The organism is Mesorhizobium sp. P3_A10 (genome assembly GCF_056403175.1).
The window spans coordinates 392,339-414,069 of sequence record NZ_JBFUFZ010000006.1 but is presented as its reverse complement, the minus strand read 5'-3'; the positions used below and the strand labels follow the sequence as shown (position 1 = coordinate 414,069).

Sequence of the window (21,731 nt, the reverse complement as noted above, 5' to 3'; positions counted from 1 at the left end):
CCGACACGAAGCGCGATTTGTGTCATCTTCTGATCCCTTCCTTGCTGGTGCGGGGTCGAACCCTGGCAACCGTTCGGGCTATGGAAGATGCGGTCGGAGCTCCTTGCTCACCTGCGGACTCAAACCAAGGGGCACGCGGGCTTCCGCCGCAGCGAGTGACCCGGTCGTGACCCGGGTCACTCGCCAACCCGATCCTGCATGATTCGAAAGACACAAGGGGCAGCGCCGACATCGACAGTCGATCGATTCAAATGCGACCCAGATCGCCTCACGCAACGAAAAAGGGCCCGTGGAGGCCCTTCTTCTGTCTGAAACGGTTCTTCTCAGAGCCTGCAGTAGTGGGGATAGCCGTCGTAGCCGATGTAGGTGTTCGAGCCCGCGTCATAGCTGGCGTAGCGGGCGTAGCAGCGGCGGATGTGGATCGAGTCGTAATCCTCCTCGACATAGACGGTGCGCGGCTGCTGAGCGAGCAGGCTGCCCAGGACAAAACCGCCGACGCCAGCGGCGATGCCGATGCCGATTTCGCGGTTGTGATGGTTGTGGGCGGCCGAAGGCTGCACAGTGCCGACCAGCGAGGTGGCGGCAACAGTGGTGGCGATAAGGCCAGAAACGAGTGTGCGCTTGAACATGATGATCTCCTTGCTTCGTTGAGAGAGGCGATCCATCCGCCTCTTGACCATCAGTCGTCGCGGCGAAGAAAAAGGTTCGAAAGATTTTTGGATTCTTTTTTGGAGGGGTGGAGATCAGCCGGTCAAAGCCCTGATCCGATCGGCCGCTGAGTCCGGCGCTGAACGCAAAAAAAGCGGCCGAAGCCGCCCTTTTGCGAATTAAGTTACCTCAACGCGCGGCGAGAGGTTCGAGGGTTCCAAGCGAATAGCGAAACCCGCCTTCGAGAGTTGAACCTTCCCTATTCACTACTCACTACTCACTCCCTTTCACCCCATCCCGGTGACATGCCGAAGCCAGAACGCCAGCGCGATGAAGCCGATGATGGTGGTCACCCCGGTCCAGTCGACATTGGCGCTCTTCACATCCTTGATGAGCTTCACCAGGAGAAGCCAGGCCACGATGACGAGCGGCAGAATGATGACAAGTCTGATCATGCGACACCCCCGTTGAGGCGATTGCACCTTGAGATCATATAGGAAGCGATTTGGCCGTTTTCAGGATGGCCACGCCGGCGGCCCGGAGCGCGCGCCGGCAACCGAAAACGGAGTTTTGTCTTTACTGGCGCAACAAATATGCTAACCGGAGCGCCGTGCCCTTGTAGCTCAGCTGGTAGAGCAGCGGTTTTGTAAACCGAAGGTCGGCGGTTCGATTCCGTCCGGGGGCACCAGTTCGCAGTTGAAGCGTCGATTTTTTGACTTTGATGTGCCGGCATTCCTGAAATGCGAGGTGGTCCATGTCACGCTGTGGAGATGTCTACGAGAACAAGGTGACCGGTGAATTCGGCGTGATCCTGCGCGGCACCGAAGACCGCGGCCAAGGACCTGGCATTGTTCATCTGACCGCTCGGCCGGGCGCTGCTGTCGTTGGCGAGCACTTCCATCCGAACATGATTGAACGGTTTACCGTCTTCAGCGGCCGGCTCGATGCCTCCATCGCCGGGAAGACATTTTCCCTAGGCCCCGGCCAATCGGCAACGGTCGAGGCAGGCGTGGTGCACGATTGGTGGAACAGCAGCAAGACCGAAGAAGCACACGTCCTGATCGAAATTGAACGGGCGCCCGGCGCGGACCACATTGACCCGAACCGCTTCGAGCTCCTGATCGGCATGCTCTTCGGCCTCGCCAATGCTGGTCAGGTGGATAAGAAAGGCAGACCCTATCTGCTCCAGGCGGCAGTCATCGCCAGGGAATTCGCCGACGTGATTGTCTTCACGCAGCCTCCACCCGCGATTCAGCGGGCGGCGCTCGCAATCCTGGCGCCACTCGCCAGCCTGCTTGGTTATCGGGCTATCGACCCTGCTTTCTGCAAGCCGCATGCACACATAACTCCCGACCCCGAAATCCTCGCTTCAGCAGGCCTTCCGCCTGCTTGACCACGATGTCGCGGACGGGCCGTGACAGGTATCAAGGTCGCGCAGGTTGCAAGCCTTCAACCCCAATCGTAGCCATCTTTCCGGAGCGCCGTGCCCTTGTAGCTCGGCTGGTAGAGCAGCGGTTTTGTAAACCGAAGGTCGGCGGTTCGATTCCGTCGGGGGTACCAGCAAATTCAATAACTTAACTGACTTTCAACGTTTGAAGACATGAGACTTAGCACTCCCGGGTTATCTCTGGGGTAACTGCCGTGTTTGCTCATGGCGCAAAGCCGTTGTCAGCAGTAGAGCGCTTAATTCGTTTACGCGGCACCATCGATGAACTTCAGCCGCTCGCTGGCGTTACGCATTGCGCTTGCTACTCCCAACCGCGATTCAAGCCAGGCAAGGCCATACGGTTCCATGTATTTTAGCAAAACTGCATATAAGAGCTGTAAGCCCAAGGCGTTCGCGATAAGATGTTCAAAGCTACCGACCCAGCCGGTGCCACGGTCGACGCGAGTGGCCGAAACTCATTGACCAGGGCTCGCTGACGACCTGCACTTGACCCAAGGCCTGCCGCGCGGATGATTTGGGGGGATCTATGTCCTACGAAGGTTACCACGAGTGGAAAGGCTGGGACAAAGATCAATTCGGTGGCTACGATAAAGGAGAGGACATCTTCTATAACCTTGAGGTTGCAACGCTGCTTCCGAATCCTAGAGAAAACGTGTCATCGATATTTGAAATTGGATTTGGCAATGGGTCTTTTCTCGGCTGGGCACGCGAGAAACAATATAACTTATTTGGGTCAGAGGTGCAGCCAGAGTTGATTGGCCGGGCTCTGGATATGGGAATCACAGTAAAAGATGGCATTGAATGCATGCCGGATAGTTCTTTAAGCGCTGTGGTGGCATTCGATGTTTTCGAGCACATCCCTTACACAGAGCTAGTGAAAATATGCAGATCCGCCTTTTCTGCTCTGAAGCCGGGCGGCTATTTAATAGCTAGGTTCCCGAACGGCGATAGCCCATTCTCTCTTCCGATCCAGAATGCAGACGCAACCCATGTGCACTCCCTTGGTTCTGGTATTATACGCGAATTGATGCGTTCGGCTGGCTTTGTGATACAGGAGCTTCGCGCGCCTAAAGAAACTCCCGTAACATTGAAATCTAAAATCGCGCTACCGATTAAGAAAGCAATGCGTTCGCTGTTCGCATACTACGCGCGGTTTGCATATTTAGGCGGCGCAACCCCATCTACATTCGAGCTGAACTATCTTCTAGTAGCTCGAAAACCGCACTAGCTATGGATCGCTCCGTACGATCCCGAAATAAGGTCGATGTAACCTGCTTGAGGACATCAATGCGAATGCGGTGGTTGGTGCGGACGCGTTCCATCTCAGGTGCGCATCCTTCAGGGGCCATAGCGCCATTGTTGGCGAGGCGGCGGGTGGCACGAGTCATACGTACTGGAAGGGGTGACTCGCGTGCCCAGTGGTAGACTGAGGGCCGCTCCGCCGAGCAGGCCGAAATCACCTTTGCGATTACCTAGCCGCCGCTATCGGTGGTGCGGGGATCGCTGATCGTTGCATTCATTGCTGGTAGAGCAGCGGTTTTGTAAACCGAAGGTCGGCGGTTCGATTCCGTCCGGGGGCACCAATATGGCTCAGCAGTCGGAGGCTATGAACTCCTTTGTCGTTCGGCAAGTGTCATTGCCTCCCCCAAGGCTGCAAAAGCTGACCTCATTCCGGCTGCGAAGGACCGAGAAGGTTTTCCTGGTTGAGCACCAGAGAGTTTTGAAACCAATTCCGCAACCTCCTGATTGCTCCAATCCAAAAGACCTGATGCATGGGCAAACTTGTTGCGGATTCTTCTTAACTTGTGAAGCTCCGTCGCAACACTTGGTTCAATAAGGCGCAGAGCCCTTGCAAGATTTATCTTAGCACTGAACGACCCTAGAGGACCCGTGCCTTCGAAAAGAGCCTCACGCGTTCTCTTGTCTAGTCCAGGCATCTTCGTATGAAGAAGCTTGTAGAGTTGGTTGTCCAGATTAGCCGTGAGCACCAAAACTCGGCCCGTGACCCCCATGCTGGTGTTCAACCTTTCACGAGAGAGATTCGATCCGGGACTCCCTCCCAGGCGGTCGAAGATTGCGTTTGTTTTATCCGGCATATTTGTGCACTCGCAACAAAAGTGATTTGTCCTGCTTTTCTGAACCGAAGATCGACAACACGTTTTCACCTAAACGCGCTGAATACCCTGATTGAAAACAATCGCCTCTGTGTATAAGATTCTGCCCTGAGAAATCGGCAGGGGTCGCTCATGGGTTTACTGAATCAGTCGGTTCAAGTGTATGGAAAGATACCAAATCTTCTCAATACACTTCGTCAAGGTCAGGCTCCGGATAAATTCAATCGAGAATTTCTGAAAGACATCGGGTTCACATCGTCAAACGACTTGGCGTTCATTCCTCTTTTGAAGGGCCTCGGATTTTTAACAAGCGAAGGTGTCCCCACCCAGAGATATCGTGATTTTCTCGATCAAACTCGGTGGAAACAAGTTATCGCCGAGGCCATCAAAGACGCATATGGCGATATTTTTGTTCTGAAGGCTGCACCTAGCAAAGCCGACGAAAAAATGATCGCCGGCAAATTCAAGAGTACGTACAATCTCTCTGACCTTGCCGCTGAGCGCGGCGCGAGAACTTTTCTGGCACTGCTGGATTTGGCTGATCCAGGCACCTTAGCCGGCCATGCCAGAACTGTCTTTCCAGAGGTTAACCCTCCTAAGGCGACGCCTGACGTATCTACTCAAGAAAATTTCCCGCCACAAAAAATTACGCCTAGCGTCACCACCCCGATTGGGTTGAGTTACAATATTCAAATCCATTTACCAGCGACAAAAGACATCGAGGTATACAATGCTATTTTCAAATCTTTAAAGGAACATATTATTGGCTAATGGAAGAAAAGAAATTCGCGATTTTGTATTTCGAGGACTTCTCTTTGAGTCCGAAGCTGAGGTATTCCGGAAGGCAGGTATCAGGGTTGGGTTGGATCTTGGCGAAACGGAAGAAAGCTTACTGCTAGAAGCGCTCGCTCCGTTTGGTGTTCAACGCAGAAATCAAGCCATGGAGATGGCCCGGCTTTATGCCGTTCTCCATGCGTTCGAGAACGAGGTGCGATCCCTAATTCGCGACACTCTGGAGGAAAAGGTAGGAATTGACTGGTGGGACACAGCATCGGTTCCGAAGCAGATCAAACAGCTTGCTGAGTCAAGAAAAAAGACGGCCGAAAAAGATTCTTGGCTGGAAGGGTCAAAGGGAGATCAGCTTGAGTTTGTTGATTTCGGAGATCTTGCTTCTATCATTATTCAAAACTGGGATTATTTTAAGGATATTATGCCAGGGCAGGACTGGATCAGGCAGCGTATGAATGAACTTGAGAAAGCAAGAAATTTTGTCGCACACAATAGAATGCTGTTACCATCCGAATTTCAGAGAATGTACATGTATATCCAAGATTGGAATAAAGCTATCGGCTTGTGATATACGTTCAATTTTTCACAAGTTTAACTATTTATCATTCCGATATGAGGCTCTGTCTATATTTTTGTAAATATCCCATGCTCACAACCCAATCGCCGCCACCAAAATCCTATTCTGCCTTCGTATCGCCGCGCGCAATTCCGGTATCCTCGCTTCGTCGCGCTTCACGAACTCGATGAACATCATGTTCATGTTGTTGAACACCAATTCGCCGAGCGCTTCCCCGTCGATATCGCGCCGCACCAGGCCGATCTCCTGCAGGCGCTTGATCAACGCGCGGATCTGCTCGGTCAGCGAGCGGTCGAGCCCGGTATAGGCCTGGCCGAACGGGCTGTCGGGCAGTTGCGTCGAGATCGCCATCGCCTGCCGCCACATCTCCTTGCTCAGATAGTGCAGCGAGTGCTCGATATAGATGCCGAGCAGCGTATCGAGCGCGTCGCCGACATTGGCCGGCGGGTTGGCGACCACGCCGCGCCCGGCATTCAGCACCTCGTTGACTTCCAGCGAAACGATGGCGCCGAGAATGTCGCCCTTGTTCTGGTAGTAATTGTAGATGGTGCCGACCGACACTTCGGCCTGCGCGGCGATCGCCTCGATCTTGGCGCCCTCATAGCCGGCCTCGCGGAACAGCTCTGCCGCCGCCTCGATGATGCGGCGGTGCCGATCCGCCTTTTGCCGTGCCCGCAATCCGCTCATATCAGCCTCTTGCCATAAAAACAGAATTGACTCAATTTTAGAATTGGTTCAATTTTTTGCAAGAAGCCAAAAAGGCAAGGGAGAACACTCGATGTCCACGACCCTCACTTCCATCCTGAAAACCCATCTGCGCGCCGCAACCGCTGTCACCGCCCTGCTGCTCGGCACCGGCGCTCACGCCGCCGATCTCAACGCCCTGATTTGGTGCGATCACGCCGACCCGGCGCTGCTGCAGCCCTTCGAGGAGGCCAATGGCGTCAAGGTCAACGTCAAGGAATTCGAAGGCACCGGCGCCGGCCTCGCCATCGTCGATCAGTCGCAGCCCGGCGACTGGGACGTCATGGTGATCGATAGCATCGACGTGCCGCGCGGCGTCGAAAAGGGCCTGTTCGAGCCGCTGCCAGAGGACAAACTGCCCCTCGCCGATCTGTTTCCCGAGGTGAAGATGGACGGCTCGACCGTGGTCGGCGGCAAACGCTACGGCATCACCGAAAAGTTCGGCTACAACACCATCGGCTTCAACAAGACCAAGGTCGATCCAGCCGACATGCAGTCGATGGCAGCGCTGACCGGCGACAAATACAAGGGCAAGATCGCCATCTATGATTACTACCTGCCGGTTATCGGCATGGCCGCACTCGCCATCGGCAAGAAGACGGCGGAGCTGACCGAAGCCGACCTGCCCGCCATCAAGGCCGAGCTGCTCAAGATGAAGGCCAATGCCAAGCTGGTCGGCGAAGTCACCGCCAGCCAGACGGCGCTGGCCACCGGCGAGGTCGACATTCTGGTCGGCGGCGGTGAGTGGGTGACGGCGGGCCTGGCCAAGGAAAACCCGGCGCTGGATTTCTCCATCCCCAAAGAGGGAGCGGTGCTGTGGTCGCAGTCGCTGGCCATGTTCAAGGATTCCAAGAACAAGGATCTGGCGCTAAAATTCATCCAGTACATTATGAGCCCGGAGGGACAGGCGCGGCTTGCCACCTCCTCCTGCTACTGGGGCATGCCGGCCAACACCAAGGCAGCACTTACCGACGACCAGAAAAAAATCCTGCGTTTTGACGAGCAGCCGGCCTTCCTCGCCCGCGCCCAGTCCTACCCGGCGCCGAATGCCGATCTCGACAAGAAGATGCAGGACGTCTGGACCGAAATGCTGCAGGCGCAATGACCGGCAGCCGGTGATGACCACTGTCACCAACAGCGGGGGTGCCCTGCCCCGAGCGGGCCGCGCCCTGCCTTGGGCGCTGGTCACGCCGGCGCTCGGCTGGACATTGTTGTTCTTCGTGCTGCCCTTCGTCGCCATGGGGCTGTCCAGCCTGACGGCGCATGAGGGCGGCGGCTTCACGCTGTCCAACTACAGCCAGTTCTTCACCAACCCGTCCTACTGGCAGGCGATGGTCAATTCATTGCAAGTGACCGCCATCGTCACCGTCATCTCGGTGCTGCTCGCCTATCCCTTTGCCTGGATTCTCGCCGAACAGGTGCCGGAACGCTGGCAGCGGCTGGCGCTGATGCTGGCGGTGCTGCCGTTCTGGACCTCTTACGTCGTGCGCTCCTATTCCTGGCTGCTGGTGCTGGCGCAGAACGGCGTCATCAACCGCGCGCTGACCGGTTCCGGCCTGTTCGCCGAGCCTGTGCAACTCGCCAACACCCGCTTCGCCACCGTAACCGGCTTCGTGCATTTCTTCATCATGCTGTTGACGCTGACCATCTTCGCCAACCTGAAGCAGCTCAGCCCAAGCTATCGCAAGGCGGCCGCCGATCTCGGCGCCGGACCGGTGCGCACCTTCCTGCATGTCGTGCTGCCGCTGACATTGCCCGGCATCATGGTCGGCGCCTTCCTTACCTTCGTGCTCTGCATCGGCGACTACATCACGCCGCAGATTCTCGGCGGCAACAACGAGCTGCTAATGCCGCAACTGGTGATGATGCAGATCGGCCGGCGCGGCGATTTTCCGCTGGCCTCGGCTCTGTCGATCATCCTGATGGCGGTCGTCACCATCGCCTACCTCGCCTGCGCCCGCTGGCTGAAGATCGAGCGGGCCTGATGCGCCAACTCGTCCGCATCGCCGCCTGGCTCTACGCCATCCTGATCTACGGCTTCATCTTCCTGCCGGTGGTCGTGCTGGTGCTGTTCTCGCTACAGGCGACCTCCTTCCCGATCCCGCCCTTCACCGGCCCGTCGCTGCGCTGGTACGATGCGGTGCTCTCCGACACGCGGCTGACCTCGGCGCTGGTCAATTCGCTGCTGGTGGCATCCCTCTCCTCATTTGCCGCCGTCACGCTCGGCTTCCTCTCCGCCTGGGGTTTTGCCCGTTTCGCGCTGCCTTCTTCGGCGCTGCTGCGCGGACTGATCACGCTGCCGCTGACGGTGAGCTATCTCATCATCGGCATGGGCCTGCTGGTGCTGTTCAACTGGGCCGGCGTGCCGAAATCGCTGCTCGCGGCCGGCATCGGCCATGTCGTGATCAATTTGCCGCTTTGCTTTGCCATCATCTACAGCCAGATGGGCGACCACCAGATCAACATCGAGCGCGCCGCGCGCGACCTCGGTGCGCCGGAATGGAAGGTGCTGCTTTTGATCACCGTGCCGGTGATGGCGCCGGCCATCTTTGCCGGCTTCTTCCTGTCGATGACCTTCTCCTGGGACGAGTTCGTGATTTCCTTCCTGCTGACCCGTTTTGACACCACACTGCCGGTCGAGATCTGGAACCTCCTGCGCTCCGGGCTCAACCCAAAAACCAACGCCGTCGGCTCGCTGGTCTTTGCCGTCTCCATCGTCCTGGTGGTGTTTTTTGAACTGACATTGCTGCGGAGAAAGCCGGCATGACCGCACCCCTGGTCGACATCCGCGCGGTCTCGCACCGCTTTGGCCAGCAGACGGTGCTGAAAAACGTCTCGCTGCAGATCGAACCGGGCAGCTACACCATCCTGCTCGGGCCCTCGGGCTCCGGCAAGACGACGCTGCTCTCCATTCTCGGCGGCTTCGTCAGCCCCAGCGAAGGCAGCGTGTTCATCCGTGGCGAGGACTGCACCTCGGTGCCGCCGGCCAAGCGGCCGACGACGACTGTGTTCCAGGACTATGCGCTGTTTCCGCATATGAGCGTCGGCAGCAATGTCGGCTTCGGCCTGCGCATGCAGGGCGTCGATGGCGCGACGCGGGCGGCAAAGGCGCGCGAGGCGTTGGCGCTGGTCGGCCTCGCCGCCGCCTTCGACAAGAAGCCGCATCAGCTCTCCGGCGGTCAGCGTCAGCGTGTGGCGCTCGCCCGCGCGCTGGTCATCGAGCCGGCGGTGCTGCTGCTCGACGAACCGCTCGGCGCGCTCGACCTGAAGCTGCGCCGGCAGATGCAGGACGAATTGAAAGCGATCCAGAAGCGCGTCGGCACCGCTTTCATCCATGTCACCCACGACCAGGAAGAAGCCATGGCGCTGGCCGACCATTGCGTGGTGATGAATGACGGCCGCATCGAGGACGAAGGCCCGCCCGAGCGCGTCTATGCCAGGCCCGCAACCCGCTTTTCCGCGACCTTCATGGGCGAAAGCACGATCCTTGCCGGCACGGTCACGGCGGCGTCGGACAGGACAAGCACAGTCGCGACGCCGGCTGGACCCGTTTCCCTGCCCAGCGCGCTGCCGTTGGGCTCGGCTGTTGCCTTGGCCATACGGCCGGAGCATCTTGTCTTCGGTACAGCCGCAGGCCACGTCGCGCTCGGCACAGCCAAGGTCAGCGACGTCGTCTTCCAGGGCAGCTTCAAGCGCGTGCTCGCGGTTTCCGTCGAAGACCCGTCGCTGCACTTCATCGCCAAGCTTCCGGCCGCAGCCACCGTCCAGCCCGGCGACACGGTCGTGGTTTCGTGCAACGCTGGCGACATCATTCCTTTGACAGACTGAGCGATGAGCACGCTTCCCATCATCGACGCTCCCAACTGGTACGAAACCATCCGCATGAGCGACGACATCACGCTCATCCACGAGCCATGGATAAAACCGTTCTTCCGCTGCAACATGTGGCATGTGCGCGGCCGCGACCGTGACCTGCTGTTTGACACCGGCCTCGGCCATTTCAGCCTCAGGCGTCATGTGCCGTTGGTGACCGAGCGCAAGCTGACCTGCGTCGCCAGCCACACCCATTTCGACCATATCGGCTGCCACCATGAATTTCCGGATCGCTGCGTGCATTCGGCTGAAGCAAAGATCCTCGCCGATCCACGCAACGAATGGACGGCCGCCGGAACCTATGCAACCAACGAGATGTTCGACGGCATGCCCGAGGGTTGGGATACGGCGCGCTATCGCGTTCTGCCGGCGCCGGCCGGCCGTCTGCTGGAACAGGGCGATGTCGTCGATCTCGGCAACCGTGCCTTCGAGGTGATCCACACACCCGGCCATTCACCCGGCGGCATCGCGCTCTACGAAAACAGGACGGGTATCCTGTTATCCGGCGACATCATCTATGACGGCCCGCTGATCGACGATGTCTACCATTCCGTTGTCGATGACTATGTCGCCACGCTGCTGCGCCTGCGCGACCTCGATGTCTCGGTCGTGCATGGCGGCCATTTCCCCAGCTTCGGCAAGGTGCGTTATCGCCAGCTGATCGACGAGTATCTGGCGCAGAAGCGCCAGGCCGGCTGCCATCTGCAGCAGAACCCTTAAGCGGGATCAAGCCATCAGCTCAAAGTGCCGTGGAAACGCCTGGTGCAGCAGGAGCAGCATGGTCTTGCGCAGCACGTCGGTGTCACGGCTGGACGGATTGAGATGATCCCAATACCAGGCGCCATGAACCAGATAGTTCAGGCTCTCCGACAGCGTGTCTATGTCGACGCCGGTATAACCGCCGCTGCGCGAAATCTCGATCAGCAGCTCGCGTGCCTCGGCGGTGTAAGCGAGATCGCTGGGCAAGCCGATTTCATTGTAGATCTGCATGCTCTTGCGATCGCTGGAGAACACGACGAAGACCGAAACCCAGTTCGGGTGCTGCCGGGCGAAACGCTGCGCGCAATCGACCGCGCCCAACGCCCGCTCCACCGGCGACAGGCCGGGCGCCCGCACCAATGTCACCCACAGCGCGTCATACTGATCGCTGAGATACTGCAGGACGGCCCGGAACAGGTTCTCCTTGCTGCGAAAGTGGAAAACCACCAGCGCGTTGGAGGAGCCGACATGCTCGGCGATGCGCTGCATGGTGACGCTCGCCAGGCCTTCCTCGGCGATGAGCTCGATCGTCGCATCGATGATGCGCTGCACGCTCGCTTCGCCACGCTCGCGCCGACGGTCCTTGGGAGCGGCATCGTTCGCCACCCTGCCCTTGGTCGTTGCAGCCGTGTCTTTCTCGGCTGCGATTGCCTTGCGTTGCGCCATCTTCGTCCAGCCTTTTCGGCCTTGCGGCCTGCGTCAGATATCAAAGCGACGGGCGTGTCGCCGCACTCTCATACCATTGTCCCTGAGCCGTTTCATAGGCGAGCGCGGCCCGGAACACATCGGCATCGCAATAGGTGCGACCAACGATCTGCAGGCCCGTCGGCACGCCATTTGCCGCCCTGCCCGACGGTATGGACAGAACCGGACAACGGCTCAGCATGTTGAACGGCGTCGTCATCACCCAGCCAAGCGACGGGTTCACCTGTTTTCCATTGATCGCGAGCGTCTCCTTGGTGTGGTCGAATTCCGCCGGCACGGCGGGCAGAGCGTTCGTCGGGCAGATCAGCACGTCGTATGTTTCCAGCAGCGGCCCCAGCGTCTGGTACATCCTGGCGGCAACCTCCAGGGTGCCAACATAGTCTGTGGCTTTCGACCTTTTCCCGTCCTCGGCGAACTGCCTGGCATAGCTGGTCATGTCCTCGCCGTGCTCCTCGAGCAGTTGCGCCAGCGAAGCGCCGAAGAGATGCTCGAGATAGGCGATGCCGGCCTTCAGCACCTCATCGCCCCAGCCCAGATCGACCTCCTCGACCGTGGCGCCGAGCGAGCGGAACACATCGCAGGCGGCCAGCGTGTTCTTGCGCACGTCCGCATCGACTTCAAACGAGCCAAGGTCCATCGAGAAAGCGATCTTCCAGCCCTTGATCGGCTTGTAGTCGAGCGGCAGGCGCAATTTTGGGCGCAGCGTGGCGATGTCGAGCGGGCTCGGCCCCGCCATGACATTCTGCAGCAGGATCGCGTCCTTTACATTTCGCGCCAGCGGTCCGGTGTGGCAGTAGAAATCGAGATTGAAGGGCGGCTCGTCGGGATTGCGCCCGTAAGGCGGCTTGAAGCCGACGAGACCGCAGGCCGAGGCCGGGATGCGGATCGATCCAGCGATGTCCGAGCCGGTGGCGATCGAGGACGTACCCGAAGCCAGCGTTGCCGCGGCCCCGCCGGACGAACCGCCCGGCGTGAACTCTGGGTTCCACGGATTGCGGGTGACGCCCCATCGCCTCGACCAGGTGAAGCCGGCGCAGCTGAATTCAGGCGTTGCCGTGCGCGCATGCACGATGCCGCCCGCCTTGATGACGCGCTCGTTCATCGTCGAGGTGTGGCCGCCAATGGCATCCCTGGTCAGCAGCGAGCCATGCGATGTCGGCTTGCCCTTGATGTAGCTCTCATCCTTGATGCCGATCGGCAGGCCCTCGAGCGCGCCGGTCCGGGCACCTTTGGCGTATTTCGCCTCGGCTTTTTTGGCCAGATCCATCGCCTCGTCGAAATGTTCGAAGGTAAAGCAGTTGATCGTCGCCTTCGTCGCCTCGGCGCGATCGATGGTCGCCTGCATCAATTCGACGGGCGACAATGTCTTCGCCTTGAACTGCCGCAACGCCTCGCTGGCCGGGATATAGCAGAGGTCGAGATCGGTCATGAAAAATCTCCTGCGATCGCCAGATCGCCTTTTGGCTTGATGGGTCGAGAGAGTGGCCGCGCCGCATGTCGCGGCGCGGAAAACAGCGGAGCGGGTTATTTCTGCAGGTCAGTCCAGATCTTGGTGTAGAGCGCCTGCACGTCCGACGGACAGGCCTGCATGAACTGGCCCTTGGCGGCAAATTCTGCGGGAACGTTCACTTCCGGCGCATCCTTCATGTCGGCCGGCATGAAGGCTTCCGAGCCCTTGATGCCGTTCGAATAGCGGGCGAAGGCCGAGATCAGCGCGGCATTCTCGGGATCCATGATGAAGTTCTGGAACAGTTTGGCGTTGTCGACGTTCTTGGCGTCCTTGAGCACCGCCACATTGTCCATCCAGATCGGATAGCCTTCCTTGGGATAGCCATAGGCGATCTTGTCGTTCTGCAGCCGCTGGCGCAGCGATATGCCGTTCCAGTTGACGCCGGCCGCGATGTCGCCCTTGCCCAGCCCGTCGACCGCGCCATAGTCGAAGGACAGCCATTTGGCCTTGGCCTCGACCAGCTTGTCGCGCACTTTCTTCAACAGCACCTTGTCGTCGGTGCAGTACTGGCCGCCTTCGTAGGCGATGGCGAGGAACATGATGTCCCCCATCTCGGGAACGACATTGATCTTGCCAACGAGTTCGGCCGGCGGGTCGAGGAAGATCGCTGAGGTGTTGATGTCGCCGGAATAGACCGACTTGTTCACCGAAACACCGGTCGTTCCCCACTGCCACGGAACCGTGTATTTGCGGCCCGGATCGAAAGGCACATCGACCCATTTCGGGTCCATATTTCTAAAGTTTTCCATGGTGTTGGGATCGGTCTCCAGCAGCAGTCCTTCGCTGATCCAGATCGGAACGACGCTTGCCGAAGGCACGACGATGTCGAAGCCGGCGCCGCCCTGGCGGATCTTGGCGAGCGCCGTGTCGTTGGAATCGAAGTCGGTGACGGTGACCTTGACCTTGTAGGTCTGCTCGAACTTCTTGATCAGCTCCGGGCTGGTGTAGTTGCCCCAATTGTAGATGTTGAGTTCGCCATCGGCGCGGGCCATCCCGGTCATGGCCATCAGCGACAGCCCCAGGGCGGTCGCGGTCAGTTTCAAGTTCATGCACTTGCTCCCATTGTTGGGACCGGCGGCAATGCTGCCTCAGGTCCGTTTCCTGCTGACGAAAAAGAAAGCGGTGACGATGCCGATCGAGAGCACCAGGAAGACTGTCGAGATGGCGTTGATTTCCGGCGTCACGCCACGCCGGAGTTGGCCGAGCATGTAGGTCGGCAGCGTGTCCTGGCCGCCCGATTTGACGAATTCGGTGATGACGACGTCATCCAGCGAGACGACGAAGGCGAGCATCAGCCCGGCGAGGATGCCGGGCCACAGCAGCGGCAAGGTCACATGCCGGAATGTCTGCCATTTGGTCGCATAGAGGTCGGCCGCCGCCCTTTCGAGCGACAGGTCCATGCTTTCCAGCCGCGCCCGGATCGGCAGATAGGCGAAGGGGATGCAAAAGGCGGTGTGGGCGGCGATGAGGTAGCCGAGGCCCGAATAGCCGGTCCAGATCTTGATGCGCGAGAACACGATCAGCAGCGCCACCGCGGTGACGATCTCCGGCACCATCAGCGGCTGGTTGATGAAGGCGTATTTGAAGGTCAGTCCGCGATATGGCTTGGTCCGCGTCGTCGCCAGCGCCGCCATCGTCGCGCAGATCGTCGCCAGCACGGCAGCGACGGCCGCGATCTGAGCCGAGCGGATCGACGATTCGATAACCAGAGTGTTGTTCCAGGCGACATGGAACCAACGCAGCGAAAAGCCTTTCCAGATCGCCAGGGAATCGTTGCCGTTGAAGGCGTAGATCACCAGTGTGGCTATCGGCAGATAGAGCAGGAAGAAGCACGCCATCGCCATCGCGGCGAAGCCGGTTTGCCGCCTCACGTCAAAGCGCTCAGCCATGGCTGCCATCCGATCTGCTTGTGTTGCGGACGTAGAACAGCAGAGCCACCATGACGATCGCCATCAACGTGATCGAGAGCGCCGCACCCAGCGGCCAGTTTCGGCCCTGGCCGAATTGCAGCTCGATCAGATTGCCGATCATCAGATTGGTGCCGCCGCCCAGCACGCGCGGCGTCACATAGGCGCCGAGCGACGGGATGAAGACGAGGATCGAGCCGGCGACCATGCCCGGCGTCACCAGCGGCACGATGATGCGCCGCAACACCTCGAACCGCGTCGCGTAGAGATCGTAGCCCGCCTCGACGAGGCGAAAGTCGATCTTCTCCATGCTGGCATAGAGCGGCAGCACCATCAGCGGCAGGAACACATAGACCATGCCGAGCAGCACGGCGAAATTCGTATACATCATCTGCACCGGATGATCTGTGATCCCAAGCCCCTGCAGCACCCAGTTGATGAGGCCGTCATTGCGCAGCACCTCCTGCATGGCGAAGGTGCGGATCAGGAGGTTGGTCCAGAACGGAATGGTGATCAGGAACAGCCAGATATCGCGCCGGTGTTCCGGCCGTGTAGCGATGAAGTAGGCGGTCGGAAAGCCGAAAATCAGGGTCAGGATCGTGGTCATGGCCGACAGCGACACCGAGCGCCAGAAGATCGACAGATGCGCGCCGGCAAGCGACAGCGTGTCGTCGAAAACATCGCGCTCGAACAGCACGCTCAACCAGGCATCGGGGGAGAACTGCCATTTCACGTCGCCGTAGTTGCCTGGTGTCAGGAAGGAATAGACGACCACGATCAGCAGCGGCCCGACAGCCGCGAGGAAGACGATCAGCAGCGCCGGGGCGGACAGCAGCCAGCGCGACCTGATATCGTCGCGCTCAGCCTTTTCGGCGACTTCTTGCGCGCTCGCCATGGCCCTAGTCCTTCAACAGCTGGGCGGCGTCGTCGCCGATGGAAATGCCGACCTTGCCGCCAGTCTCGAAGCCGCAACTGGCGCTGCGCGAGTTCTGCTGGCGCACGATGAAGGCTTCGCCGCCATCCAGTCGGACATGGATGTGCGTGTCGGTGCCGAAATAGACGATGGTTTCGATCGTACCGGCGAGGTCGCCGGGGCCCTTGACGAGCTTGGCATGCTCGGGCCGCACCATCAGCGTTGCCTTGCTGCCCGGCCGGAAATCCCTAGCTGTGGTTGCAAGCAATTTAGCGCCCGAGCGCAGCGCGACCCGCGCCTTGCCGTCCCCGCCACTTTCGACCGTGCCGCTCAGGAAATTCGTCTCACCAATGAAATCGGCGACGAAACGCTCGGCCGGATGGTCGTAGATGTCCCATGGCGTGCCGACCTGCAGGATGTTGCCCGACGACATCACGGCGATGCGATCGGACATGGTCAGCGCCTCTTCCTGATCGTGGGTGACGAAGATGAAGGTGATGCCGGTCTCGTGCTGAAGCCGCTTCAGCTCGATCTGCATCTCCTTGCGCAATTTGTAGTCGAGCGCCGAGAGCGGTTCGTCGAGCAGCAGCACTTTCGGCTGTGGCGCCAAGGCGCGCGCCAGCGCCACGCGCTGCTGCTGGCCGCCGGAGATCTGGCTGGTGCGCCGGTTCTTCAGTTCCTGCATGTGGACGAGCTTCAGCATCGCCTCGACGCGCGCCTCGATCTCGGCCTTCGGCCTGCCCAACATCTTCAGGCCAAAGCCGATGTTTTCAGCCACCGTCATGTGCGGGAACAGCGCATAGGACTGGAACACGGTGTTGACCGGCCGCTTGAACGGCGGCAGCGGCGCAATGTCCTGGCCGTAGAGCAGGATTTCGCCGTCGGTCGGATAGTCGAAGCCGGCGATCAGCCGCAGCAGCGTCGTCTTCCCGCAGCCGGACGGGCCAAGCAATGTGAAGAACTCGTTTTCGCGGATCGAGACGGAGACATTGTCGAGCGCCTTGACGGCGTCGTGGCCGGTTCCCTGAAAGATCCTGGTGACGCCCTTCGCCTCAACGGCTGACCGGTTGGCTGTCAAGATAGTTCCCTCCTCGGTGGCCATTCACCGGCAAACGCCGGCTGGCCAACTCGTCCTCGGCACCAGAAATAACTATGACTAACTATACAGTCAATATTTTTTTATCAAACGCGGCTTGCCCGGGATCGCCCGGAAAACCCGCCTGAGGGCACCCTGCCGCGGTCAAAGCGACATTCGATGCCGATGCGCCGGCCATCCCGTCATGATATGGTCACGGACGAGGCCACTGATGAATTGGGGCAAGCCTTGGCGTCATCGCCGCGGCTTGCAGGTTTGGGTTTGGGTCGGGTTATGCGCCTTCTGGCGGCTGTGCTGCTGATGACCATGGCGCTCTTCTCCGCCGCGCGCGGCGAGGAGCGTATCGCACTGGTTGTCGCCAACCCTGGCTATGAGGGCGCACCGTCCATCGCCAACGCCGACCTCAGCGCCGAACTCGTCGCAACGAGCCTGCGGTCGCTTGGCTTCAGCGTCCGGCAAGTGTCCGACGGCGACCGCGCCGACGTGGCGCAGGCCATGTATGATTTTGCCAAGTCGCTAGGTGCTGCCGATTCCGTCGGCATCTTCTACTATGTCGGCCATACCGCTCAGGCCAACAACCGGAACTATCTGCTGACGCGCGGCGCGCGGACCGATTCAACGGAAGCGGTCGACCAGACGGCATTGCCCCTCGATCTGTTCCTGCAGGCGCTCGAGGCGACACCGACATTCAAGCTGGTTTTGCTGGACGATCCAGGCGACGCAAACAACCAGACGCCGGGCGTGATGCAAGGTCTGGCGGCGGTCGATCCGCCGTCCAACGCCATCGTCGCCTTTTCCGCCAAGCCGGGAAGCGTCGCGCTGGACGAAACCAAACCGGTCACGGTGTTTGCCGATGCGCTCACCGCCGCGCTGACCAGGCGGGACATGAGCATCGGCGCCATGCTCGCTTCGGTCACGCAGACCGTTGCCGACAAAACGCTCGGCGCTCAGTGGCCCTGGGTGGCCTCCGGCCTTGCTGCCGACGGCCAATTGGTGCTGACGCCGGACCGGCCGGTCGCCGCTGCCCCGGCACCGGTCGAGGTGCCGCCCCTCGAGGCGCTGCCGCCACTGCCAGCGCCCGAGCCAGAGCCAGAGCCAGTACCACCGATGCAGAGCGGCGGCGCTGCCGGTGGCGCTCCAGCGGGCGACTACAGCTCCGGAAGTGACGACTCGGCAGCCGGCGGCAGCAACTACGGCTCCGGCGGCTTCGACGAAAGCAGTCAGGAGCCGCCGGCGATGGACGTTGCGCCAGGCTCCGGAAATCCAGACGCCTGGACGGAAAACAGCACCGATGAGGCTGCGCAATACGAGGAATACAAACGCCAGGAACAGCAGCGCCAGCAACAGGAGCAGCAGGCGCAACAACAACAATATGAAGAGGAGGCGGCCAAGTCATCGGCCGCGGCACAGAACAATCTTGGCGAGGCCTATCCGAAGGACGGCGAAGCCGCTGGCGTGGAGCCCGCGCCGCCGCCGGACGAACAGTCAAGTGCAGAGCCTGCCCCACCACCGCCGGAAGCGGCGACAGCTGAAGAGCCACCTGCCTCTGACGCGGCGACATCCGAAGACCCTTCGGCATTGCCGCCTGTCCCGTCGCCAGCGCCCGCCCCACCACCTGTCATTGAGCCAGCTTCCCCGTCCATGCCACCGACGGCCGAGGCGCCTCCTGGTATGGTGTCTCCACCCGTCGACAGCAATGCCGTCGAAGTGGTGCGCCATCCCACCATCGACGCGCCCGACGAAGTCGTCGCCGGCGAGACGGTGACCGTTTCCATCGCGCTGACCGAGGAACAATTGACGCCCGAAGTGAAGGTCAAGGCGGCGCCCGGTTCGTCGGTGACATCGGACGGCGCCCTGGCGATGGCGATGCCGGCGGGAGCCGATTCCTGGCCGATCGACATCGATCTCTTCGCCAGCGGTTTCGATCTCGTCGACGGCGGCAAATGGAGCCGGCAGACGACGCTCTATCGCGAGGGCGACAGCGATTTCGTCCGCTTCGACCTTAAGGCGCGGCCGATCGCCAGGGACAGCAAGCCCGCACAATTCATCGCCCGCATCTACAGCGCCGGCCGTTTTCTCGGCTCCGCATCGCGACCCGTGATCGTCAAGCACTTGCAGCCGGCCGCACCGTCTGTCGAAGCCACCGCCGACGCTGCTCCACCGGTCATGTTGCTGGCCTCAACCCCGCCGCAGCCGGCGGTGACCGGCAAGGTCGAGCTCGGCGCCGGTGGCATGGATGACGTGCCCGACCTCGACGTGACCATTCTCTATGATGATCCGAGCGGTCTGGGCGCCGGGCAGATCATCATCCATTCGCCTCATCTCGCCGGCCCGATCACCGATACGTTCTCGACACCACCGGAGATGGCGGCCTGGCTGGACTCAGAATACCGCGTGCTGCTGCAGCTTGGATTGAGTCTGCGCAGTGCTGTCTCGCTGCAACAGCCCGCCGCAAGCAGCGATCCCCAGGCGCAAAAGCGTTTTGTCACGCTGGCTGCCGAAGGCTTTGGCGACGCGCTCTACCGGGACTATGTGCCAAAAGCCTTCAAGGACGTGTTCTGGTCGTTGCGCGACAAGGGCGAACTGCATTCGATCCAGATCACCTCGAACAGTCCGACGCTGCCATGGGAGTTGATCCGCCCGCAAAGCCAGGATGGCGCAACCCGGGACGGCTTTCTCGGCATGAGCTACCGGCTGGCCCGCTGGGCGCCGCGCAGCATATCCTCGCAGGTCGACAATCCGCTCGACCGCATGGCCTTCACCGGCGTCGCGGCTGTCGCTCCCTCCTATGTCGACAAGCAGTCGCTGCCGTTCCAGCAGGTCGAGATCGATGCTCTGAGCAAGCTCGCCGGCTATCGCCGCTTCGACGGCGATTTCGTCTCCTTCGAAAAATTGGTTGGCGAGGTCTCGACCGGGTTCATCCATTTTTCCGGTCACGGCGAGGTCAACCAGCCGAGCAGCGGCCGCCCGGTCTTCGCCATAGACCTCGTCGACCAGTCGCTCGATCCGGACACATGGCGCGCGCTGGTCACCGCCGCACACGGCAAGGGCAATCCGTTCTACTTCTTCAATGCCTGCGACACCGGACGCTCGCAAATGCTCGGCGGCTTCGTCCAGGGCTGGGGTCCGGCGGTGCTGGCCGGCGGCGCGTCCGGCTTTATCGGCGGCATGTGGCCGCTGACCGACCGTGCGGCCGCAGCCTTCTCGACCAGCTTCTATGGTGACATCACCGCCCAGCTCAAGGACGGGCCGGTCTATCTGGCCGAAGTCCTGCAAAGCGTGCGCAAGCGGTTCTACGAAACCGGCGACCCGACCTACCTGGCCTATACGTTCTACGGCAACGCCAATCTTCAGGTCGTCACGCAGTAGAAGTGGAAATAGCTGGGAAAGCTCGCCTCACAGCGCCCGTTGCGGGCACGGCGTTCCGGACGCGTCGCCGCAGCTCGAGGCAGTGGGCAGCGATCTGAAACTCGTTGCCTCGGACTGGCGCACCAGTTCGGCGAAGAGAAGGGCAAAACTTCCCAGCATCAGGACGACAATGATCAGGCGTGTCACCGGCAATAGATAGGTCTCGACTGGCTAGCCCCCCAGCCACCCATCCTCTGCCGGCTAACATGATCGCTCAGGCTTTACGAGTGTTTAAGCTCCGTCTTAGCCATCACATTCGCCTTCACCCGCGACATGAACCGCGAGCCGTTGGTTTTTGCCCCGGCGCTGCATTGCCGGGCGAGACAACACCTCCCTTTGCAGAAAAGCCCGCCCATGCTACCCCGGCGCTGGCGCGGCCCAAGCAACCGGTCGCCATCCAGGAGCCATGAGCAAAGCCGCCAGCCGTTTCGCCTTCGTCTCGTCCGATACAGCCGATGCCAAGGCAGCGCTGGAAAGCCTGTCGGCGCGCTATGGCCACACATCCAACGGGGATGCCGACGTCATCGTCGCGCTCGGCGGCGACGGTTTTCTGCTGCAGACGCTGCGCGATACGATGGGTACGGGCAAGAAGGTCTACGGCATGAACCGTGGCACCATCGGCTTCCTGATGAACGAATACCGCGTCGGCGGCCTGGCCGAGCGCATCGCCGCCGCGGTCGCCGAAACGATCCGTCCGCTGGAGATGCTGGCGGTGACGCATGCGGGCGAAACGGTTTCGGCGCTGGCCATCAACGAGGTGGCACTCTGGCGCCAGTCCTACCAGACGGCAAAGATCCGCATCACCGTGGACGAGCAGGAGCGGCTGGCGGAACTGAACTGCGACGGCGTGATGATCGCGACGCCGGCGGGCTCGACCGCCTACAATCTGTCCGCGCACGGGCCGATCCTGCCGCTCGACGCGCCGCTGTTGGCGCTGACCCCGGTCAGCCCGTTCCGCCCGCGCCGCTGGCGCGGTGCGCTGCTCTCCAACAAGGCGACCGTGCGCTTCGATATACTGGAGCCGGAAAAACGGCCGGTGAACGCCGCCGCCGACCACACCGAGGTCAAGGCGGTGGCCTCGGTCACGGTCCGGGAATCGCCAACGGCGACAGCGACGCTGCTGTTTGATCCCAACCATTCGTGGAACGAGCGCATTCTTGCCGAGCAGTTTCGCTACTGAGCCGGCGCAACGACCGGCAGCAGGATTAAGCATCGCGATTAAGGTTACAACTTCACAATCG

The 21,731-nt window shown here is 60.5% G+C and carries 21 protein-coding genes and 2 tRNA genes; 13 read left to right on the top strand and 10 right to left on the bottom strand.

Annotated elements, in window-relative coordinates; genetic code table 11:
* Positions 1-323 precede the first annotated feature (323 nt).
* Positions 324-629 carry a BA14K family protein gene (locus tag AC1DXU_RS23730; protein WP_477372894.1) on the bottom strand — a complete coding sequence of 102 codons (306 nt, stop codon included), beginning with the start codon at positions 627-629 and terminating at the stop codon, positions 324-326.
* Positions 630-935: 306 nt separating this feature from the next.
* Positions 936-1,103 (bottom strand): hypothetical protein, encoded by a 168-nt coding sequence (locus AC1DXU_RS23725; RefSeq protein WP_477372892.1) that lies wholly within the window; start codon positions 1,101-1,103, stop codon positions 936-938.
* 157 nt (positions 1,104-1,260) lie between these two features.
* Here AC1DXU_RS23725 and AC1DXU_RS23720 point away from each other — a divergent pair.
* The 6 genes from AC1DXU_RS23720 to AC1DXU_RS23695 all read left to right on the top strand — a co-directional run bounded on the left by AC1DXU_RS23720 (position 1,261) and on the right by AC1DXU_RS23695 (position 5,566).
* A tRNA-Thr gene (locus AC1DXU_RS23720) sits at positions 1,261-1,336 on the top strand.
* A 99-nt stretch (positions 1,337-1,435) separates the two neighbouring features.
* Positions 1,436-2,041 carry a cupin domain-containing protein gene (locus tag AC1DXU_RS23715; RefSeq protein ID WP_477372890.1) on the top strand — a complete coding sequence of 202 codons (606 nt, stop codon included), beginning with the start codon at positions 1,436-1,438 and terminating at the stop codon, positions 2,039-2,041.
* A 92-nt stretch (positions 2,042-2,133) separates the two neighbouring features.
* Positions 2,134-2,208: transfer RNA gene (locus AC1DXU_RS23710), tRNA-Thr, on the top strand.
* A gap of 413 nt (positions 2,209-2,621) precedes the next feature.
* Positions 2,622-3,323 carry a class I SAM-dependent methyltransferase gene (locus tag AC1DXU_RS23705; protein ID WP_477372888.1) on the top strand — a complete coding sequence of 234 codons (702 nt, stop codon included), beginning with the start codon at positions 2,622-2,624 and terminating at the stop codon, positions 3,321-3,323.
* A 1,018-nt stretch (positions 3,324-4,341) separates the two neighbouring features.
* A complete protein-coding gene (locus AC1DXU_RS23700; protein WP_477372886.1) occupies positions 4,342-4,980 on the top strand; it encodes a DUF5343 domain-containing protein in 639 nt (212 codons plus the stop codon).
* Positions 4,973-5,566 carry a Swt1 family HEPN domain-containing protein gene (locus AC1DXU_RS23695; RefSeq protein ID WP_477372884.1) on the top strand — a complete coding sequence of 198 codons (594 nt, stop codon included), beginning with the start codon at positions 4,973-4,975 and terminating at the stop codon, positions 5,564-5,566. The genes AC1DXU_RS23700 and AC1DXU_RS23695 overlap by 8 nt, the downstream gene beginning before the upstream one ends.
* An 81-nt stretch (positions 5,567-5,647) precedes the next feature.
* Here the strand turns inward: AC1DXU_RS23695 and AC1DXU_RS23690 are convergent, their stop codons facing one another.
* Complete coding sequence (locus AC1DXU_RS23690) at positions 5,648-6,262, bottom strand: TetR/AcrR family transcriptional regulator (RefSeq protein ID WP_477372882.1); 615 nt, start codon at positions 6,260-6,262, stop codon at positions 5,648-5,650.
* 91 nt (positions 6,263-6,353) lie between these two features.
* Between AC1DXU_RS23690 and AC1DXU_RS23685 the strand changes: the two genes are divergently transcribed.
* Genes AC1DXU_RS23685 through AC1DXU_RS23665 form a run of 5 tightly spaced genes read left to right on the top strand, consistent with a single transcriptional unit; the run spans position 6,354 to position 10,912 of the window.
* The gene (locus tag AC1DXU_RS23685; RefSeq protein WP_477372880.1) at positions 6,354-7,424 is read left to right on the top strand and encodes a polyamine ABC transporter substrate-binding protein; all 1,071 of its coding nucleotides are present in this window, start codon (positions 6,354-6,356) and stop codon (positions 7,422-7,424) included.
* Between the two features lie 13 nt (positions 7,425-7,437).
* The gene (locus AC1DXU_RS23680; RefSeq protein WP_477372878.1) at positions 7,438-8,304 is read left to right on the top strand and encodes an ABC transporter permease; all 867 of its coding nucleotides are present in this window, start codon (positions 7,438-7,440) and stop codon (positions 8,302-8,304) included.
* Positions 8,304-9,086 carry an ABC transporter permease gene (locus AC1DXU_RS23675; protein ID WP_477372876.1) on the top strand — a complete coding sequence of 261 codons (783 nt, stop codon included), beginning with the start codon at positions 8,304-8,306 and terminating at the stop codon, positions 9,084-9,086. The genes AC1DXU_RS23680 and AC1DXU_RS23675 overlap by 1 nt, the downstream gene beginning before the upstream one ends.
* The gene (locus AC1DXU_RS23670) at positions 9,083-10,147 is read left to right on the top strand and encodes an ABC transporter ATP-binding protein (RefSeq protein ID WP_477372874.1); all 1,065 of its coding nucleotides are present in this window, start codon (positions 9,083-9,085) and stop codon (positions 10,145-10,147) included. The genes AC1DXU_RS23675 and AC1DXU_RS23670 overlap by 4 nt, the downstream gene beginning before the upstream one ends.
* 3 nt (positions 10,148-10,150) lie before the next feature.
* Positions 10,151-10,912 (top strand): MBL fold metallo-hydrolase, encoded by a 762-nt coding sequence (locus tag AC1DXU_RS23665; RefSeq protein WP_477372872.1) that lies wholly within the window; start codon positions 10,151-10,153, stop codon positions 10,910-10,912.
* A gap of 6 nt (positions 10,913-10,918) precedes the next feature.
* Here the strand turns inward: AC1DXU_RS23665 and AC1DXU_RS23660 are convergent, their stop codons facing one another.
* The 6 genes from AC1DXU_RS23660 to AC1DXU_RS23635 form a co-directional block, all read right to left on the bottom strand.
* Entirely contained in the window at positions 10,919-11,617 is a 699-nt protein-coding gene (locus AC1DXU_RS23660; RefSeq protein ID WP_477372871.1) for a TetR/AcrR family transcriptional regulator, read from the bottom strand.
* A gap of 40 nt (positions 11,618-11,657) precedes the next feature.
* Positions 11,658-13,085, bottom strand: a complete 1,428-nt coding sequence (locus tag AC1DXU_RS23655; RefSeq protein ID WP_477372869.1) for an amidase — start codon at positions 13,083-13,085, stop codon at positions 11,658-11,660.
* Positions 13,086-13,180: 95 nt separating this feature from the next.
* Entirely contained in the window at positions 13,181-14,215 is a 1,035-nt protein-coding gene (locus tag AC1DXU_RS23650) for an ABC transporter substrate-binding protein (protein ID WP_477372867.1), read from the bottom strand.
* A 39-nt stretch (positions 14,216-14,254) separates the two neighbouring features.
* Entirely contained in the window at positions 14,255-15,055 is an 801-nt protein-coding gene (locus AC1DXU_RS23645; RefSeq protein WP_477372865.1) for an ABC transporter permease, read from the bottom strand.
* Positions 15,048-15,968, bottom strand: coding sequence for an ABC transporter permease (locus AC1DXU_RS23640; protein ID WP_477372863.1), 921 nt, complete (start codon positions 15,966-15,968; stop codon positions 15,048-15,050). Before AC1DXU_RS23640 ends, AC1DXU_RS23645 begins: the two co-directional genes overlap by 8 nt.
* 4 nt (positions 15,969-15,972) lie before the next feature.
* On the bottom strand, positions 15,973-17,088 hold the full coding sequence (locus AC1DXU_RS23635; protein WP_477372861.1) for an ABC transporter ATP-binding protein: 1,116 nt from the start codon (positions 17,086-17,088) through the stop codon (positions 15,973-15,975).
* A 267-nt stretch (positions 17,089-17,355) separates the two neighbouring features.
* Here AC1DXU_RS23635 and AC1DXU_RS23630 point away from each other — a divergent pair, with 267 nt between their 5' ends.
* Positions 17,356-20,451: a caspase family protein gene (locus tag AC1DXU_RS23630; RefSeq protein ID WP_477372859.1), complete on the top strand. Its 3,096-nt coding sequence runs from the start codon at positions 17,356-17,358 to the stop codon at positions 20,449-20,451.
* 27 nt (positions 20,452-20,478) lie between these two features.
* Here AC1DXU_RS23630 and AC1DXU_RS23625 read toward each other — a convergent pair whose 3' ends face one another.
* A complete protein-coding gene (locus tag AC1DXU_RS23625; protein ID WP_477372914.1) occupies positions 20,479-20,643 on the bottom strand; it encodes a hypothetical protein in 165 nt (54 codons plus the stop codon).
* A 253-nt stretch (positions 20,644-20,896) separates the two neighbouring features.
* Between AC1DXU_RS23625 and AC1DXU_RS23620 the strand changes: the two genes are divergently transcribed.
* A complete protein-coding gene (locus AC1DXU_RS23620; RefSeq protein WP_477372857.1) occupies positions 20,897-21,670 on the top strand; it encodes an NAD kinase in 774 nt (257 codons plus the stop codon).
* Positions 21,671-21,731 lie beyond the last annotated feature (61 nt).

Excerpts from the sequence above, each read along its gene's own strand:
- AC1DXU_RS23730 (WP_477372894.1), bottom strand. The coding sequence starts at position 629 with ATGTTCAAGCGCACACTCGTTTCTGGCCTTATCGCCACCACTGTTGCC.
- AC1DXU_RS23725 (WP_477372892.1), bottom strand. The coding sequence starts at position 1,103 with ATGATCAGACTTGTCATCATTCTGCCGCTCGTCATCGTGGCCTGGCTT.
- AC1DXU_RS23705 (WP_477372888.1), top strand. The coding sequence starts at position 2,622 with ATGTCCTACGAAGGTTACCACGAGTGGAAAGGCTGGGACAAAGATCAA.
- AC1DXU_RS23700 (WP_477372886.1), top strand. The coding sequence starts at position 4,342 with ATGGGTTTACTGAATCAGTCGGTTCAAGTGTATGGAAAGATACCAAAT.
- AC1DXU_RS23690 (WP_477372882.1), bottom strand. The coding sequence starts at position 6,262 with ATGAGCGGATTGCGGGCACGGCAAAAGGCGGATCGGCACCGCCGCATC.
- AC1DXU_RS23685 (WP_477372880.1), top strand. The coding sequence starts at position 6,354 with ATGTCCACGACCCTCACTTCCATCCTGAAAACCCATCTGCGCGCCGCA.
- AC1DXU_RS23680 (WP_477372878.1), top strand. The coding sequence starts at position 7,438 with ATGACCACTGTCACCAACAGCGGGGGTGCCCTGCCCCGAGCGGGCCGC.
- AC1DXU_RS23675 (WP_477372876.1), top strand. The coding sequence starts at position 8,304 with ATGCGCCAACTCGTCCGCATCGCCGCCTGGCTCTACGCCATCCTGATC.
- AC1DXU_RS23670 (WP_477372874.1), top strand. The coding sequence starts at position 9,083 with ATGACCGCACCCCTGGTCGACATCCGCGCGGTCTCGCACCGCTTTGGC.
- AC1DXU_RS23665 (WP_477372872.1), top strand. The coding sequence starts at position 10,151 with ATGAGCACGCTTCCCATCATCGACGCTCCCAACTGGTACGAAACCATC.
- AC1DXU_RS23660 (WP_477372871.1), bottom strand. The coding sequence starts at position 11,617 with ATGGCGCAACGCAAGGCAATCGCAGCCGAGAAAGACACGGCTGCAACG.
- AC1DXU_RS23655 (WP_477372869.1), bottom strand. The coding sequence starts at position 13,085 with ATGACCGATCTCGACCTCTGCTATATCCCGGCCAGCGAGGCGTTGCGG.
- AC1DXU_RS23650 (WP_477372867.1), bottom strand. The coding sequence starts at position 14,215 with ATGAACTTGAAACTGACCGCGACCGCCCTGGGGCTGTCGCTGATGGCC.
- AC1DXU_RS23645 (WP_477372865.1), bottom strand. The coding sequence starts at position 15,055 with ATGGCTGAGCGCTTTGACGTGAGGCGGCAAACCGGCTTCGCCGCGATG.
- AC1DXU_RS23640 (WP_477372863.1), bottom strand. The coding sequence starts at position 15,968 with ATGGCGAGCGCGCAAGAAGTCGCCGAAAAGGCTGAGCGCGACGATATC.
- AC1DXU_RS23635 (WP_477372861.1), bottom strand. The coding sequence starts at position 17,088 with ATGGCCACCGAGGAGGGAACTATCTTGACAGCCAACCGGTCAGCCGTT.
- AC1DXU_RS23630 (WP_477372859.1), top strand. The coding sequence starts at position 17,356 with ATGCGCCTTCTGGCGGCTGTGCTGCTGATGACCATGGCGCTCTTCTCC.
- AC1DXU_RS23620 (WP_477372857.1), top strand. The coding sequence starts at position 20,897 with ATGAGCAAAGCCGCCAGCCGTTTCGCCTTCGTCTCGTCCGATACAGCC.